The organism is Microbulbifer weihaiensis, assembly GCF_048323715.1.
Lineage (GTDB): Bacteria > Pseudomonadota > Gammaproteobacteria > Pseudomonadales > Cellvibrionaceae > Microbulbifer.
Window position 1 is genome coordinate 22,153 of the sequence record NZ_JBLWFL010000002.1, and the last position, 16,515, is coordinate 38,667.

The following is a 16,515-nucleotide window of genomic DNA, read 5'->3' on the forward strand; positions in this document are numbered from 1 at the left end:
CTCAATTGCGCTGGCAGATAATTTCAATATTTTTATTTTTTGTTAACTTTTGTGCCAGCATAATCGGATTTAATGGGTTTTTATTATTTTGTGACTAATGTCCTATTGCCTTATTTGTTGCCAATCTGGCATCTATGAATTATTTCGACCTAAAAAAAAGGCGGCCCGAAGGCCGCCTAAAATGATCAAGATATTTTTTTCACTTAGAAAGTGAATCGAACGCCAACAAACGCGCTACGGCCAATCGGGTTGTACACTGCCGCGTTGGTGTCGGTGCCCGTGCTGTTGCCCGGAACACCGGACAGGATGATCGGCGCGTCTTCATCAAGGACATTATTTACGCCGAGGTTAGCACTGATGCTGTCGGTGAACTGGTAGGACGCGAACAGATCGTGGGTCACGAACTCACCTACAGAGTAGTTAAAGTCCGCGCTGCTCAGATCCGGGGATGCGTCGCTCAGGTAGGAAGTTTCCCACTGAACCATCAGGCGATCCAAGGAGTAGTTGATGGTTGCCAGCCACTGATCTTCGAAGAAGCCCACTTCGCCAACCAGTTCGTCAGCATCACCAAATTTGGTCTGGGTGTACTCCAATACGTGTCCGTAGTTCAGACCTACGTCCAACTGGCCCTGACCAACAGCCATGCCCCACTGTACCTGCAGGTCGATACCTTCGGTCTTCAGTGTACCTTCGTTGATGAAGCCAGAGTTCACTTCGGTGATCTCACCTTTCTGGAACGCAGGGCCGCTGCCATCACGAACGATGAAGTCACAGAAGTTGTTCGGGAAGCTGGTAGAGTTGTAGCAGAAATCAACAGAAGTCTGGCGACCTACGGTGTCGATCAGGTCTTCGATTTCAATGCTGTACCAGTCCAGAGACAGGGTGATATCACCGAAGTTACCGAGTTCCTGACCGAATACTGCACCGAAGGTGAAGCTGTCGGATGTTTCGGTGAACAGATTCTCGTTACCCTTGCCAGTGAAACCGCCAGTGCCCTGGATTTCTGGTTGGGTCAGCTCGAAAATGCCTTCAGAAGCGATACGATCGGCAACCGCCGGGATGCTGCGACAGTTGTCGGCTACAACACCAGTGGTGGATGCAGTTACGCCGTTACAGGGGTCGCTGACAGAAGCAAAGTTCTCACCACCTGGGGAGTACAGTTCGCTAATGTTCGGCGCGCGGACTGCACGAGCATACTGACCGCGGATACGCAGGGAATCGTCAACCACCCATGAAACACGGCCTGTGTAGGCTTCGGTGTCGCCAATGGTGCTGTAATCGGAATAACGGTAAGCCGCGCCAACACTCAGTGACTGAACCAGCGGCAGGCCGGCCAAAACAGGGGCTTCCACTTCGACATAGATTTCATTGACGTCGTAGCTGCCTTCCGTCGGTTCTTCTTTGTTACCAGCGTTCTGGCCTGTACGGGTCAGTGCGTCGGGGAAATCAGCCGCGTACTCGTCACGATATTCCCAACCAGTCGCCAGACTCAGCGGGCCAGCAGGCAGTTCTGCGATAGTACCGTTCAGGTTAATGCCGGCGATGGTCTGTTTGGTGCGCTGGTCGCGGACGGACGGCGCAGAGACATAATCGGCAGCATCCTGAGAAATGGAGCCTTTACCAAAGATGTTGATCGGCACACAGCCTTCAGCGACTGCGGCAGGGTCGGCACAGATGATGTTGCCGTTACCGTCGTCCACGACGTTCAGAGCGTTGCGGAAGTTGGAGATGTTCAGCTGGCCGGTACCACGCTGGCTATCCTGCATCTGGCCCTGACCAATGAAGGCATCCCAGTTCCAGTCGTTGATCTCGCCACGGAGGCCTGTGAGGGCACGGAAAGTCTGGCGTTCCGCAAAGGAACCGCGCTGATCCAGCTCAGTGGTACGACGTACGAACTGGATGTGGTCATCGCCTGCAGCTACGGCCAGATCACGGAGCTCCTGAGGTACGAAGGGGTTATCGATGGAAATGCCATCGATGTACAAATCTTCGTAAGAGAACGGATAAGGCTCGATCTCAGTCTGAGTTTCAGTGCGTGCGAAAGTAGTTTCTACGAAGGCTTCTACTGAGTCAGTGATATTGTAGGTGAGGTTGTTGCTGATCAGGAAACGTTCGGTAGGTACAGTGTAACGACGGAAATGCTGACGGTTGAATCCGTACTTGTCGCCATCCCATGCCACGACTTCACCGAGGTCGTTGTCGAACACGTACTGGTCGCCGTTAGATGGAATACCGAAGCGGCCATACTCGGAGAAAGAGGAGTAGAATGGTGCAACGCTATCGGTAACATCACCGCCAAAGTAGATAGCAGACAGGTCGTCCACCGCGGTGTTCTTGCGATCACGGGAAAGAACGCCACCCTCGTTACTGTAGGTGATGGAAACAACCGCGTTACCACGTCCGTCGTCAAAGTTGCCGCCGGCAGTCAGGTTGAAACGATCTGTCTGGTCGTCGCCGAACTCAAGAGTTTCACCATGGGAGGTGCTGATGCTTACACCTTCAAAGTCGTCCTTCAGGATAACGTTGATTACACCAGCCAAAGCGTCGGAACCGTAGATCGCGGAAGCGCCACCAGTGATTACATCAACGCGCTCGATCAGTTCTGTAGGAATAGTGTTCCAGTCAACGGCAGCGGTGCCAGCAACGCCGGAAACATAGCGACGGCCATTTACCAGTACCAGGGTGCGGTCTTCGCCCAGGTTGCGCAGTTCAACAGTGTTGATACCGCCGCCAGAGGTCAGGAAGTTGGAGTTGCTGGAGGAAAGGCCAGATACACCAGTTGCTGGCAGTGAGCGCAGAATGTCTGCGCTGTTCAGCTCGCCGGAAAATTCAATATTGGACGAATCCAGAGTAGTGATTGCAGTCGGGCTTTCGAGGTTCGCACGTACGATACGAGAACCAGTAACGACTACTTCTTCTACCATCGCGGCGTCTTCTTGCGCGAAAGCAGGGAACATTGGAACCGTGATCGCAGCAGCTACTGCTACAGACAGGAGGTTCTTTTTCATTGTAAATCCTCTCTAAGATCGTTGGATTTATAAGTTTCACCACGGGTGTGGTATTAGCTGGAAATAGCTACCCCCAAGTGGCTATTTCCTTCCCAACGGATGTATAACGAACCAGGAATCGACCCCCTCAAAAAAAAATGAAATTTTCTTTTCGGGATGAATGACAGGTACGGGGGAGGGGGGCGCGGGGAGGTTAGATACAAAAGACAGTGACGCAGGCGGGAAAGGGGCCTTTGGGGGATAAAATGCTTGATTGGCTCAATTGGTTGTAATGACAGGTAAGGGGCCCCGCCGCAGATGCGCCGGGGCCAGGGTGAGGTGGCTAGAAACTCAGGGTTACGCTGCCGTAGAAGAAGCGTCCGACGGTGTCGTAGCTTCTCATCAGCGTGTTCATGTCATCGTTGTTGGTGACATAGGGGGGTTGCTGGTTCCACGCATTCCGGACGCCTGCAGAGATTCCAATATTCTCCCAGCGGTTGTAGCTGAAGTTGAAGTCCTGGTACCAGGTGGCATCGATATGGGTGGCCAGATCGGACGGTGCCGGGTCAAAATCATCCACTTCACCGAGCATGCGCACCGTGGTGTTGGCGCTCCAGCAGTCGTAGTCGTAGCCGACGTTAAAGTAGAGCTTCCACTCCGGGAAGGCGACGATAGCCGTTGTTACCGGGTCAGCGCCGTAGTAGCCCGCCAGATCTACCACCGGGTCTTCCGCGCTGCCGCGGTATTTCCACTCGTGCAGATAGGTGGCTGTGGCATTGACGCGTACAACCCCGGGCCCTGCGTCCACGCTGTAATCGAAGCCGAAGTCGACACCGGACGTTTCAAATGTGGCCACGTTCTGGGTATTGAGCAGCTGGCCGGCAATCGTCAGGTCGTCGGCGCGACGACCAGGAGCGGTTGCCAGGACGCTGGTGCCGACTGACTCGGCGCCGGTGATGAGGTCACACAGGGGAGAGCTGAACCCCGCGCTTTCATAGCAGCCCTGCACGATGGTGTTCGTGGTCAGGGTGCCTATGGCATCGTCGATACTGATATTGAAGTAGTCAACGGTGAAGTCCATGTCTTCCACGAACGTCGGGGTCCAGACGATACCCAGCGTATAGCTCTCAGACTTCTCGGCCTCCAGCTCTTCGTTGCCCCCAAACAGACCGGTGGCCTGATCCGAAGCGAAGGTCGTTCCAGGGGCAATACCGTCGGCCTGACAGTTGGCTACAAGGTTGGCGTTGTCGTTCAGGGTGTAGTTGTCACAGGGATCGGAGTAGGACTCTGCCGATACGGTTGGCGGCAGGAACAGGTCATCGAGGCCCGGTGCCCGGAAGCCCTCTGAATAGGTACCCCGGAAACGGAGCTGTTCCAACGGGGCATACTCGAGTACTACGCCAAAGGTGGTGTCATCGCCGATGGTGCTGTAATCCGAATAGCGAAAGGACGCCTCGAACGCAAGTACCTGTGCCCAGGGGCGGCCTTCGAGAATGGGAACACGCACTTCGCCGTAGAACTCGTCGACGTTATACCGACCTGTCCAGGCATCGCCACTGACGAAGTAGATCTGTCCGATTTCTGCCGCACCGTCGGCGACGATTTCCACGCTTTCTGAACGGTGCTCATAACCTACTGCCCACGCTGGTGGTTCGCCGGTCAGGCTCCAGTCGCCGAAGTCACCCACCAGGTTCGCCTGCAGGCTCCGCAGGGTGGAACGTTCGACCGGTGAATTGGTCACCAGGGCATAGTCCTGCATTGCCGGGGTGAGGGTGCCTACTGTGAAGGGATCCCAGGCCGGGACACCGCCAGAGTCCGCGAGTGCCTGAGCGCACTCCTCGTCTGCCGCACAAGCGACGGGGTCCAGCAGGTTGTCAAAGCGCACGGTGTTGCCGCGTCCGCGGTCAATCTGGGCATCCACCCAACGTGCATAGTTGTACGACATATCCCAGGCCCACTCATTGCAAAGCTCGCCTTCAAAGCCGACGACGCCCCGCCAGGTGTTCAGGTCCTGGGAGAAGGCGCGACCGCCGGTCTCCTCAAGGCGTCGCCCGATGGTGACGGTCTCGTCCAGAGGGTTGTAGGGGTTGGACACGGGAACTTGTGGGCCCCAGAAGGTACCTTCAGCCGCAAGCAACTGGTCGGAGCGGCGATTGACGAAGGAAAGTTCGGTGAACCCATTGATCGTGGTTACGTCTTTCCAGTCGTAGAGCTCGTATGTGCCGTAGCCATACATGGATGCAACTTCCTGGGGAGTGATCAGGTAACTCACCTCGGCAAAGTTGTACGCATCTCTGGCGGTATCGAATGCCCGCACGCCCTCGACAGGATCCAGAACAAGCTGGTCAGAGTTTGAAACCGGTGAAAAGCGGGCGGGGGTTGTGGTACTGCTGCCGCCACATAAGATCCGGCCGCCAATTTCACGCAGTGGGCACTCGGAGAAATTGCGGTCGGCCTGGGAAATGTCTTCGCGCTTGGTGTATTGCGCGTTGAGCATTACGTGCCCGCGATCATTTGCGGCGCCGATCGTCATTGCGGCGAGATATTCATCGCCATCGCCGTGGGTGGAAGAGCCATAATCAAACGTCAGCTCTGCACCTTCAAAACCTTTCTTGGTAATAATGTTGATTACACCGGCAATGGCGTCGGAGCCGTAAATGGTTGAGGCACCATCGCGCAGGATTTCCACGCGTTCAATGATGGAAGTGGGGATGGTGTTCAGGTCGACTACGCCGGTGGCGCCTGCGGAAGAGCTAAGGCGGCGGCCATTCATCAGAATGAGAGTTCGGTTGGCGCCTAGGCCGCGCAATGACACTGTAGCCAAACCGGCGCTGCCATTGTTTACCGATGAACCCAACTGGCCACCTGTCATTGATGGGATGTCTTGCAGGAAATCTTCCAGTGTGGTCTGGCCAGACTGTTCCAACTGTGCTGCGTCAAAGACACTGATGGGAGTGGCGCTATTGGCGTCTGTTGCACGCTGAATACGAGAACCGGTGACGACAACTTCCTCCACTTGTGCCTGGGTGTCCTGGGCGAAAGAGAAGGGAGAAAAACTCGATGTGACGGCGGCTGCCGCGATTGCGCCCGTAATTGCCCGAGAAAGACGGGTTTTGTCCATGGTATACCTCTCCTGATACCGGTAATGTTCGCCGAATTTGGCCGCACCCTCCCTGACAACTGCGAACTTCTATCAACAGAGGCTTGCTACAACACTAGAACAATTTTTCTTCGTTCAAGGAGATTGGTGAATGAAATTGCGCCTTTGGTTCTGAAGGGCTAATTGTTACGTCAAAGTGGGGGAAAAAGGCGAAATTAATGTGCGCCGGTTGGCTTGGGGGTGTGAGAGTTTGGTGCCACCTGCGGTCTTGCGCTGTGCTCGCGATGAGGCGCCGTATGGATTGGATTTATTCTTGAGGAAAGGATGCGGCGTATTTAGCCCGAAAAAACACTTACATGCTAAAGCTGAAAGTGGTGTACCAGTATCTGCCTGTTAGGTCGTAGGTTCGCCCGTCGAAATTATCATTGAACGCGGAGGCGGCAAATGGCGGAGACTGATCCAGCATGTTGTCGATACCGATCGCGAAACGCATCCCGGCGGGCACCGCGTAGGCAAACTGCAGGTCATGTGTTGTCCAGCTGCTGATCGAGCGATTCACTGGTTTGTCATTCAGGGTAAAACTTTCGTCCATCGCGCTGACAAAATGCACGGTGTATCCACCTTCCCAGCGGCCTTTCTGCCAATACACACCGGTGTTTGCTTTCCAGTCGGGCAGCGACCCCGCACCGCCGCTCGCCGCATCAATAAAGGTGCCCGCGAGATCTTCTATGGGGCTGCCAGGCGCCAGCTGGTTCAGGTAGCGATAAATATGGCTGCTATTCATAGACCAGCGAATCAGCCCCAGGGATTTTGACTGGTATTGATAGCGCAAGCTCGTGTCCATACCGGTAACTTCACGCGCCCCGATATTCAGGCGAGTGGCAACAATTCGGGTGATGTCACCTTTGGCATCCCGTTGCACCCGTTCGGCAAACAAACCACTGTAGGCATTTTGGTTAATAAGGTATTGCGGGCTGGTGTCGATGACGTCGTTTTGGCGAATTTCAAAGATGTCCAGGCTGGCGTGGAAGCCAGTAAAGTCCCCGGGCGTCCAGACGATGCCGAGAGCGCGGTTGTCGGAAGTTTCCGGTTGCAGGTGCGGGTTGCCGCCAAACTCTGTCAGATATTGGATGCGGGCCTGGTCTGCACGGCCCCGGCATCCGGGAAGCTGATCGGCGTAACTGTTGGTACAGGGGTCAAAGAGGTACTCCTGGCTCTGGTAGCCACTTTGGTTCATGTCGATCAGCGTGGGTGCTTTAAAGCCGGTGGCGTAGCTGGCGCGCACCAGTACCGATGGCCATGGGCGCCAGCGGAGAGCAATTTTGGGGTTGGCCGTGTTGCCGAAATCGCTGTAGTCGGAATAGCGAACGGCGCCATCCAGCCACAATGCTCCCTTCAGTAGCGGGAGGGAAATTTCCGCGAAAGCTTCACCGATCAGGCGTTCGCCTTCGGCGGAGCCTGATGCAACCCCGCCAATCAGTGACAGGCCTTCAGCTTCGGTGGAAGTAAAGTCGATGGACTCCCTGCGCACTTCAACCCCCGCCGCGGCGAGGATGTCGCCCGCGGAATTCTGACCGAGCGGGCCATCAGCGATGTACGTCAATGAGGTCATGCGGCTGGCACCATCCACGTCATTTTCAGTGCGAATGAATGTCAGTTGGTCTTCACCAATACTGCCACTTGGGCCGAGGAGGTCGACGGGAACACATCCGGCGCTGACAGAGCACTCCTCTGGTCCCTTTAAGGCTGCAGAAAGCCGATGTGGATCGATCAGATTGTTGAGTGTCTCGTGCGCGCGCGTGTAATGGGTGGTGGCTACCAGCTCCCACTGCCAGTTGTTGACGAGGCCTTTAATCCCGCTGTTGAGGCGCCAGGTATCTGTACCGTTGGTCTGGATTCGCGGGCCCAGCTCGATAACGCGCTTGCGGACATCGGTGATCTCCTGATCGAACGGGTTGTAGACCTGATCTGCGGCAATGGTCAGGTCGCCGTTGTCGAAGCGAGTGAACACCGGAGTGGGCGCCAGGGTTGCCTTTGAACGGGTGCGAACCACCATGGCCTCGGTGTGGAACTCAACGCTGTCTTCGATTTCCCGCTTGCCGGCCAGATATAGGGATTGCCGTTCTGAAGGTACCCGTGCGGACGTATATTCGCGGAAGTTGTACAGGTCTTCTGGGGTCCAGGCTCGATACCCATCCTCGCTATTGGTGACCACTTCATCGGCAAGGGCGATATAAGCCTGCGGTGCGGCTGACGAGCGTAAATCCGTACCGCCCCAATTGCGATTGTCTGCACTTTTCGACAGCCTGCGGTCACGACTCAGAATTCCGCCCTGACGGTATTGCGCCAGGCTCAGCATCAGGTGGCCCTTTTCACTGCCCTTGCCCCAGGTCAGGTTATAGGACTCAGTTTGCTGGTCGTCGCGAGCGCTTTGTCCGTAATATGTATTAACAGACAGTCCGTCGAAGTCTTGCCGCAGCAGGATATTGACCACTCCGGCAATCGCGTCGGAACCGTAAACTGCGGAGGCGCCATCTTTGAGCACTTCGATGCGGTCAACAGCAGAAAGCGGGATGGTGTTCAGGTCGGCTGCTTCGCCGCCAAATCCGTTACTGACAATGCGTCGTCCATTGATGAGTACCAGCGTATTGCTGGCGGGCAGCCCACGCAGGGTGACGGTAGCGGTTCCGTTACCACCGTTGGTCACGGAGGTGCTGGTGGAGTTGCCGGAGACGGCGGGCAAGTACTTCAGCAGTTCCGCAATGGTCTGGGCGCCGGTAATTTCGAGTTCCGGCTGGGCGAGCACGTCGATAGGGGCGTAGCTGTCCAGCTTCAGGTAGCGGAGGTGGCTGCCCGTAAGGCTGCGGCCGGTTACGGTCACTTCTTCCGCGGGTAATGGAACCAGGTCGTCCTGTGGCGGCGCTGCATCCTCCGGGCGGGCCAGAACAGCGACTGCATTCGTGCCCGTATGGGTAAATGTGAGCGGAGTAGTTTTCAGCAGCTCATTCAGCGCAGGGGTTATGCTGCCATCAGGGGTCTGCAGGTGTCGTGCGGCGATGTGGATGTTGGCCGCAATTTCAGTCTCTACAACGAGCGACACCCGGCATTGACGGCCGAGTGAGATAAGCGCGCGGGACAGGTTGCCAGCGGGGAGCTGAACGCCATCTTTCGGGCAGCCGGCCAGGGCACTCTCTGAGAGTACTGCCAGTATTCCCGTCAAAGACAAAGACGCCCAGTGCCGGAGTTTCAAAGAAATAGTCCCACCCGCCTCTTCCGGCGCGATCGGCACCGGAAAGGAGTTAATTTGTAATCTTTCGTTTTACTGGGGGGTGTGGATGCTTTTGGCTAAAAAAAATACGATCACCCCGCTGGGGGTTTATATCTTAGTTAGGCTTGGGTGACAAGAGAGTCAGGTTGGGGTCGCTGTGATCCTGCTCGAGACCCAGTGCCGCAGCGATAGCAGAAAGTGTGCTATCTGGATCCGTGAGCTCGAAAGTACCGGACAGTGTGCGGTCGCCGAGGCCCGGGGCTGCGGCGGGAACACTCAGGTAGCGATTGAGTTCTTCCAGTGCATCGCGCAGGGGTGTTTCATCGAACACCAGCTGACCACGAGTCCAGTCCAGGGCTTCTTCGGCGGAAGTGTGGCCAACATCGCCAATGCCGCCATTGGATACACTGACTTTCTGATTGCGGGTAAGCTTGACAGACTCCGGCTGCAGGCCGCTGGCCGTTCGCGATTCGCTGACGGCAACCACACCGCCGGTGACAGAAACGCGGGTGTTCTCAGGGTTGCGCTCCACATTGAATTGCGTTCCCAGCACCCGGATGTTGGCAGCACCGGCTGCGACGCTGAACGGCCGCGATGTCTGGCGGGCAACCTCAAAATAGGCTTCGCCTTTCAGGAGTTGGGTGCGGCGCTCTTCGCGGCTGAAGTTGACCACCAGTTCGGAGTTGGTGTTCAGGTGGACTTGCGAGCCATCCGGCAGTGCGACTACACGGGTCTCACCGACCGTGGTTGCGTAGGTTTGCTCGTCAGTAGGGCCCTGTTGCAGCCATTGGTTGCCCACCCAAAGCGCGACACTCAGGCAGGCAGTGGCCAGTCCGCCACCGAGCAGCCACTGGGGCAGGCTCCAGCCGGGGGCATTATCTGTCGCTGCAGCAGAGCCTTTAGTGCTGGCTGCGACAGGCTTGTCTGCGTGGCGAAAGTTGGTGCTGGGAACGCTTTCCGGGTATAGCTCGTCAATTGGCAGGTGTGAGAGCACACCGAGGTCTCCCCAAAGTTCAGACATTTCGTCGAATGCCTGGCGGTTCGCACTGGATTCCGCGATCCATGCGGAAAAAGCACGGCGGTCGGCCATGCTTAAGTCATCGGAGCGCAGGCGTGCGATCCAGGCGCATGCCTGGTCGAGTCTGTCTTCCGACTGTACGTCGTGTACTTCCTGAGGGTTCACCGCACTAATACCTTAAAGTGTTCCTGAATTCTGGGCTCGCCCAGGTAGCTGCAGGTGGGGTTTAACCTGGCAGCGCATAATGATTTGGCTGAAAAGTTCTGTCTCGCACCAATATGGTGCCCAAAAATTGGCGCTCAAATCAACTTGGTTGAGCTTCTTGTGCAATTTTTGCGATAAAAGCTGACAAAATTTAGCACAAATTTCCTGTGGGATCCGGATTTTCTTATCTGGATACCGCTGCTCATACTTAAGACGAACGTAGTTGGACACCCCTCAAATAAATTTAGTCGGCTTGCTTCAGATCAGTGCATCGGGTGCATTTGCATGATAAATCGGGTGCGGGACGCCATAGCCTGCTCTGCAAATGTCGGGGCGAGTGCCTGTGCCGGCGCGGAATGCCGGAATCAGGCCTCGACCTTTTGCCTGCACACTTTGAGTGCCTGGAGGATGTATTTCTCCACACTACTGACCGAGATGTTCATCTCCTGGGCGATTTCGGTGTAAGAGAGCCCGCGGTTGCGGTGGAGCAGGAAGGCTTGTCGACACTTCAGGGGAAGGCTGTCCATGGCCTCATGAATAGCCTGCAGTTGCTGCCGGGCTGCCAGCACCCGCTCTGGAGACTGATGGTAGGCAAAATCCTCATCTGTAGCGGTAGCGCCTTCGGCAGGAAGCTGTTGACTTACATAGTCGATGTGTAGCTTTCCCCGGCGCAGCTGGTCGACTGCCAGGTTGTTGGCAATCTGGAACAGGTAGGCGCGGGGGTTCTCAAGGTCTTTCTCGTCAGTGAGCTTTTGCAGGCGCAGGTAGGCATGCTGAGCAATATCTTCCGCATCTTCTGTGCTGCGCACGATTCTGGTGACAAAGCGCACGAGCGCTTGGCCATGATCGGCAAACAGCGATTCCAGAAGAGTCTTCCGGGCTTTATTCATCGGATAGTGGAAACCCCGTACAGCGTTCGTTCTGATAGTTATATGGCGGGTGACGCGAAGTTATAACATACATGAAGCGGAGTAGACGAGTGGTCGTTTTCCTGCGGCAGAGCGATTGAGCGGCCTGATTGATGGCATGTCTATCCCTATCTGGTGATGCCGGTATAATGCGGCCCTAGCCTCAAATTGAGGTGCTGTGAACCTGTCCTCAGGCTAACTGCAGTTGTGCCCCTGAATCAATAGAAGGCGCCAGATGGCGCGGAGAGCGGATGAGTTATCAAGTACTGGCGCGGAAGTGGCGGCCGAGGTTGTTCCGGGAAATGGTCGGTCAGGAGCACGTGCTCCAGGCGCTGATCAATGCCCTCGATAACAATCGCCTGCATCACGCTTATCTCTTTGCCGGTACACGCGGGGTGGGCAAGACCACCATTGCGCGAATTTTAGCCAAATGCCTTAACTGCGAGACAGGGGTAAGCTCTGAGCCCTGTGGTCAGTGTTCCGCGTGCTCCGAGATCGCCGACGGCCGCTTCGTGGATTTGATCGAAGTGGACGCCGCATCGCGCACCAAGGTGGAAGATACGCGCGAACTGCTCGAAAACGTCCAGTACGCGCCGACCAGAGGCCGATACAAGGTGTACCTGATCGACGAGGTGCACATGCTTTCCAACAGCTCTTTCAACGCGCTGCTGAAGACGCTCGAAGAGCCGCCGCCCCACGTCAAGTTCCTGCTGGCGACAACGGATCCGCAAAAGCTCCCCGTCACCGTGCTGTCGCGCTGCCTGCAATTCAATCTCAAGAATATGAGCCCCGAGCGGGTGGTGGCGCACCTGCGCTTCGTTCTGGAACAGGAACTTGTGCCCTTCGAGGAAGCGGCGCTTTGGCATTTGGGTCGCGCTGCCGACGGCAGTATGCGCGATGCCATGAGCCTTACCGATCAGGCAATTGCCTTTGGTGGCGGCAAGATTAGTGAAGACGAAGTGCGGGCAATGCTCGGTACTCTCGACAGTGCATTGGTCTGGAAGCTGGTACAGGCCCTGGCCGCGGAAGACCCTGCGGCCCTGTTTGCTGCGGTGAATGCACTGTCCGAGCAGGCTCCGGACTACAGCGCCGCCCTCGCAGAGCTGGCGTCAATCCTGCACCGGATCGCAATCGCACAGGTTCTGCCACAGGCTATAGATAATGCGCTTGGTGACGCGGAACTGCTGCAGCGTTACGCCGCAACTATTGCCAGTGAAAACGTGCAGCTCTATTACCAGATGGCACTGCTGGCTCGCCGGGATTTGCCTTTGGCGCCGGATCCCCGCGGTGGTTTTGAAATGGCACTGCTGCGCATGTTGGCGTTCAAGCCCCAGGGTGTGGCAAATATACCGACGGCCAGGATTGGTGCGCCGGCGACTCCTGCGGTACCTGAGCAGGCTCCAGCCATTCCGTCTGGATTCGTACCTGATCAAAACGCGACGGTAATGGGTGAGGATGTTGGCGAAAAAAAGCCGTCCCGCGAGCTTGACCCGGCGCCGGCTGGCCCGGATTACCAGCCTGGTGACTATTCCTCGGCGGTTGGTGTTGCGCCCGCGCAACACGCTCGCGAGGACGTTGCGGCCCTGCAGGCAGCGCCCCAGCCCCAATCACCAGAGCCTCAATCACCAGGGCCTCAATCACCAGAGCCCCAGTCACTACAGCCGCAACAAGCGCCAGTAGATGACACTCCTCCGTGGGAAGAGCCCGCAGTAAGAGCCGATGATGTAGCGCCGACTCCGCCATCTTCTCCGGTTGAGGCATTCGTAGAGGAGGCCGCCCCCGCTCGCGAGCAGGCCGCACCTGATCACGCTGCGCCGATGCCGGTGGAGCAAAATGGCGCGGTTGACGATCAATCGCGGGTGCCTGCCGCAGAACAAGCGCTATCCGGCCCCGGCGCCGAGAATCCCGTGCATGAGGATATGTCCGCGCCGGTTATGCATCAGCACCCTGAATATCAGGAGGCTGTCGGGCAGGCGCCTGAACCTGATGCCCGTGCCGAGATGCGCGAGCGCTTGCGCCAGCAGGTCGCTGCGGTGGTGTCCGCCCCAGCCCCAGCTGCTCCGTCACCCGCTGCGCAGCCAGTGAAGCCGGCTGCGGCCGAGCCGGCCCGGCCAGCGGCAAGGCTGGAAGCCCTGACCCCCGGCAGCTGGCCGGCTATGTACCCACAGCTGGGGGTGACGGGTATCCTGCATTCCATTGCATCGCACCTGGAGCTGCTGGGACGGCAGGACAATATACTTTCCTTCACACTGGATCATGCATTCAGCAGCCTTTACGACGAAGGGCACCAGCGCCGGCTGGCGGATGTGCTGGGGGATTTCTTTCAGCAGCCCCTGGTGGTTCAAATCCAGGTTGGCGAAGTCGTGGGGGGAACTCCGGCGCGCCTGGTCGCGGCGACGAAAGAGGCCCAACTGCAGTCGGCCCGGGATGCCCTGAGTGGAGATCCACTGGTGCAGGATCTGCAGGCCGAACTGGGTGCGCAGCTGGTACCGGAATCCGTGGAGTTCCTGGGCTGAGCCCGGCTGTGGATAAATCGAAGCAACTATTTTTTGAAGCGGTGAAGTCATGATTAAAGGTTTGGGCGACTTGATGCAACAGGCCCAGAAAATGCAGGCCGACATGCAAGAGCGCATGGAAAAGATGCAGAAGGAGCTGGCAGACCTGCGCGTGACCGGCGAAGCCGGTGCGGGCATGGTCAAAGTCACCATGAACGGCCGTCACGATGTCACTTCTGTGGATATCGATCCGGGCTTGCTCGGCGAAGACAAGGAGATGCTGGAAGACCTGCTGGCGGCTGCGGTCAACGATACCGTAAGGCGCGTTGAGGAGGCACAGCAGAAGCTCCAGAAGGAGCACATGGGTGGTATGGCTGCCGGGATGAATTTGCCGGAAGGGTTCAAGTTTCCCTTCGGCTGAGCTCCAGAGGTGACCGCAGAGGGGGCCCTTCGAGGGCCCTTTTGTTTACGCGAGCAAAGAAATTTTTATGTTTAGCCCCCTTATTGAAGACCTGATACGCGCACTGCGCTGTTTGCCCGGTGTTGGGCCAAAGTCCGCCCAGCGCATGGCCATGTACCTGCTGGAAAAAGATCGCGACGCGGCAGGCCTGCTGGCCAGCTCATTGCAGCAGGCTGTGGAAAAGGTCGGGCGCTGCGGCCAGTGCCGCACGCTGACCGAGCTGGATATCTGCTCCCTGTGCACCAACAGCAGGCGCGACCGGTCGCTGTTGTGTGTGGTGGAAACCCCGGCAGATGTACTGGCCATCGAGCAGGCGGGCAATTACCACGGGCTTTATTTTGTACTGCACGGCCATCTTTCCCCGATTGATGGTATCGGGCCCGCAGACCTTGGGCTGGACATGCTCGGCGAGCGTCTGGGGGGCAGTGGGGAAGGGATGGTGCGCGAATTGATCGTTGCCACCAACCCCACGGTCGAAGGGGAAGCGACTGCGCAATTCATTGCCGAGCGCGCGCGGGCAAAAGGGGTCACCGTGAGTCGTATTGCCCACGGCGTGCCCATCGGCGGCGAGCTGGAATACATCGACGGCGGTACCCTGGCACACGCCTTCAATAGCCGTACGGTGCTGTGATGCAACAAGTGAGCAAACAACTGGTGGATACCACACCAATCTGGATCGACAACAGTGCGCAACTCGCCGAACTGTGCGCGCGCTGGCGTCAGCAGAGTGCCGTTGCCCTGGACACCGAGTTCATGCGCAGCCGCACCTTTTACCCGCTGCCGGCGCTGGTGCAGATCGGTGATGGTAAACACAGCTACCTGATCGACAACCTGGTGATCGAAGACCTGCAGCCACTGCGTGACCTGTTGCTGGATACCCGGGTGGTCAAGGTCATGCACTCCTGCAGCGAGGACCTGGAAACGCTCGAGCGCTTACTCGGCGCTGTGCCGGAGCCGATCTTTGATACACAGATTGCCGCTGCCCTGACCAATATGGGGGCAGGGCTCGGGTACGCGGCAACAGTGCAGCAACTGCTGCAGATTGAGTTGCCGAAAAGCGAAACACGCTCGGACTGGCTGCAGCGGCCCCTGAGCGAATCCCAGAAAAACTATGCCGCGCTGGATGTGGCCTGGTTGCCGCTGGTGTATGGCATGCTCCTCAAGCGCCTGCGTGAACTGGGGCGGTTGGATTGGCTGCAGGAAGATTGTGCGGCCCTTGTGCAGGCCGCGCGAAACCCTGAAGCGCCGGAGCTGTACTACCAGCGTGTCAAAGGGGCCTGGCGCCTGCGCGGCAAACAGGTTGCCGCGCTGCAGGATCTCTGCGCCTGGCGCGAGCGCGAAGCGCGACAACTCGACGTGCCACGAAATCACCTGCTCAAGGAAAATGTCTGTTTGTCGCTCGCACAGGATCTGCCCAAGTATGTGGCCACTCTGCCGCGCCCCGGGCTGGAAGGAAAAACCCTGCGGCTCTATGGCGACACCCTGCTGCACATTATTACGCGGGCAGCCGAGCGCACCGACTTGCCGGCAGCGCTGCCGCAGCCGCTCAACCGCCGGCAGGGCGATGAGCTGAAACTGCTGAAGAAAAAGTCCACCGAAGTGGCCGAGGCGAGTGAAGTGCCTCCGGAAATCCTGGTGCGAAAGAAAGAACTGGAAGCGCTGGTGCAGGCAGATCGCCCGCAGCTTGAGGGCCGTTTGCTGGGCTGGCGCCGGGATGTCATTGGCGAGCCGCTGCTGACGTATCTGACCCAATTGAGAAATTCCTGATGAAAACCATATGTGATATTTACCGCAGCCCGCGGGAATCGGACATGTACCTGTATGTGGAAAAATCACAGGGTATGCAGCGCGTACCGGAAAAGTTGCAGGCGCTATTTGGCAAACCGATACATGTGACCACCCTGCTGTTGACGGCGGAGCGTAAACTGGCGCGCGCAGATGTGGATAAGGTCATGAATGCGCTGCAGGAACAGGGCTATTATCTGCAGATGCCGCCGGTGGCTGACGATGAAATGCGGGCAATCGCCGCGCAGAACAGCAAGCTGCCGCGGGGATGAGCCGCATGGCTGTCGCTG

Annotated in this window: 10 protein-coding genes; 5 read left to right on the forward strand and 5 right to left on the reverse strand. The window is 57.4% G+C overall.

Going from position 1 to position 16,515, the window contains the following annotated elements; all coding sequences use genetic code 11:
• Window positions 1-203: 203 nt before the first annotated feature.
• The 5 genes from ACNKU7_RS03905 to ACNKU7_RS03925 all read right to left on the reverse strand — a co-directional run bounded on the left by ACNKU7_RS03905 (window position 204) and on the right by ACNKU7_RS03925 (window position 11,467).
• On the reverse strand, window positions 204-3,008 hold the full coding sequence (locus ACNKU7_RS03905; protein ID WP_418295658.1) for a TonB-dependent receptor plug domain-containing protein: 2,805 nt from the start codon (window positions 3,006-3,008) through the stop codon (window positions 204-206).
• 322 nt (window positions 3,009-3,330) lie between these two features.
• Window positions 3,331-6,108, reverse strand: coding sequence for a TonB-dependent receptor plug domain-containing protein (locus tag ACNKU7_RS03910; RefSeq protein ID WP_418295659.1), 2,778 nt, complete (start codon window positions 6,106-6,108; stop codon window positions 3,331-3,333).
• A gap of 331 nt (window positions 6,109-6,439) precedes the next feature.
• Window positions 6,440-9,307: a TonB-dependent receptor gene (locus ACNKU7_RS03915; protein WP_418295660.1), complete on the reverse strand. Its 2,868-nt coding sequence runs from the start codon at window positions 9,305-9,307 to the stop codon at window positions 6,440-6,442.
• A 163-nt stretch (window positions 9,308-9,470) separates the two neighbouring features.
• Window positions 9,471-10,538, reverse strand: coding sequence for a FecR family protein (locus ACNKU7_RS03920; RefSeq protein ID WP_418295661.1), 1,068 nt, complete (start codon window positions 10,536-10,538; stop codon window positions 9,471-9,473).
• A 404-nt stretch (window positions 10,539-10,942) separates the two neighbouring features.
• Window positions 10,943-11,467 carry an RNA polymerase sigma factor gene (locus tag ACNKU7_RS03925; RefSeq protein ID WP_418295662.1) on the reverse strand — a complete coding sequence of 175 codons (525 nt, stop codon included), beginning with the start codon at window positions 11,465-11,467 and terminating at the stop codon, window positions 10,943-10,945.
• A 269-nt stretch (window positions 11,468-11,736) separates the two neighbouring features.
• Between ACNKU7_RS03925 and dnaX the strand changes: the two genes are divergently transcribed.
• The 5 genes from dnaX (at window position 11,737) to ACNKU7_RS03950 (ending at window position 16,497) form a co-directional block, all read left to right on the forward strand.
• The gene (gene dnaX, locus ACNKU7_RS03930) at window positions 11,737-14,001 is read left to right on the forward strand and encodes a DNA polymerase III subunit gamma/tau (protein ID WP_418295663.1); all 2,265 of its coding nucleotides are present in this window, start codon (window positions 11,737-11,739) and stop codon (window positions 13,999-14,001) included.
• A gap of 49 nt (window positions 14,002-14,050) precedes the next feature.
• The gene (locus tag ACNKU7_RS03935; protein ID WP_418295664.1) at window positions 14,051-14,401 is read left to right on the forward strand and encodes a YbaB/EbfC family nucleoid-associated protein; all 351 of its coding nucleotides are present in this window, start codon (window positions 14,051-14,053) and stop codon (window positions 14,399-14,401) included.
• A gap of 67 nt (window positions 14,402-14,468) precedes the next feature.
• A complete protein-coding gene (recR, locus tag ACNKU7_RS03940; protein WP_418295665.1) occupies window positions 14,469-15,071 on the forward strand; it encodes a recombination mediator RecR in 603 nt (200 codons plus the stop codon).
• Window positions 15,071-16,207 (forward strand): ribonuclease D, encoded by a 1,137-nt coding sequence (rnd, locus tag ACNKU7_RS03945; protein ID WP_418295666.1) that lies wholly within the window; start codon window positions 15,071-15,073, stop codon window positions 16,205-16,207. Before recR ends, rnd begins: the two co-directional genes overlap by 1 nt.
• Window positions 16,207-16,497 (forward strand): YcgL domain-containing protein, encoded by a 291-nt coding sequence (locus tag ACNKU7_RS03950; protein WP_418295667.1) that lies wholly within the window; start codon window positions 16,207-16,209, stop codon window positions 16,495-16,497. The genes rnd and ACNKU7_RS03950 overlap by 1 nt, the downstream gene beginning before the upstream one ends.
• Window positions 16,498-16,515 lie beyond the last annotated feature (18 nt).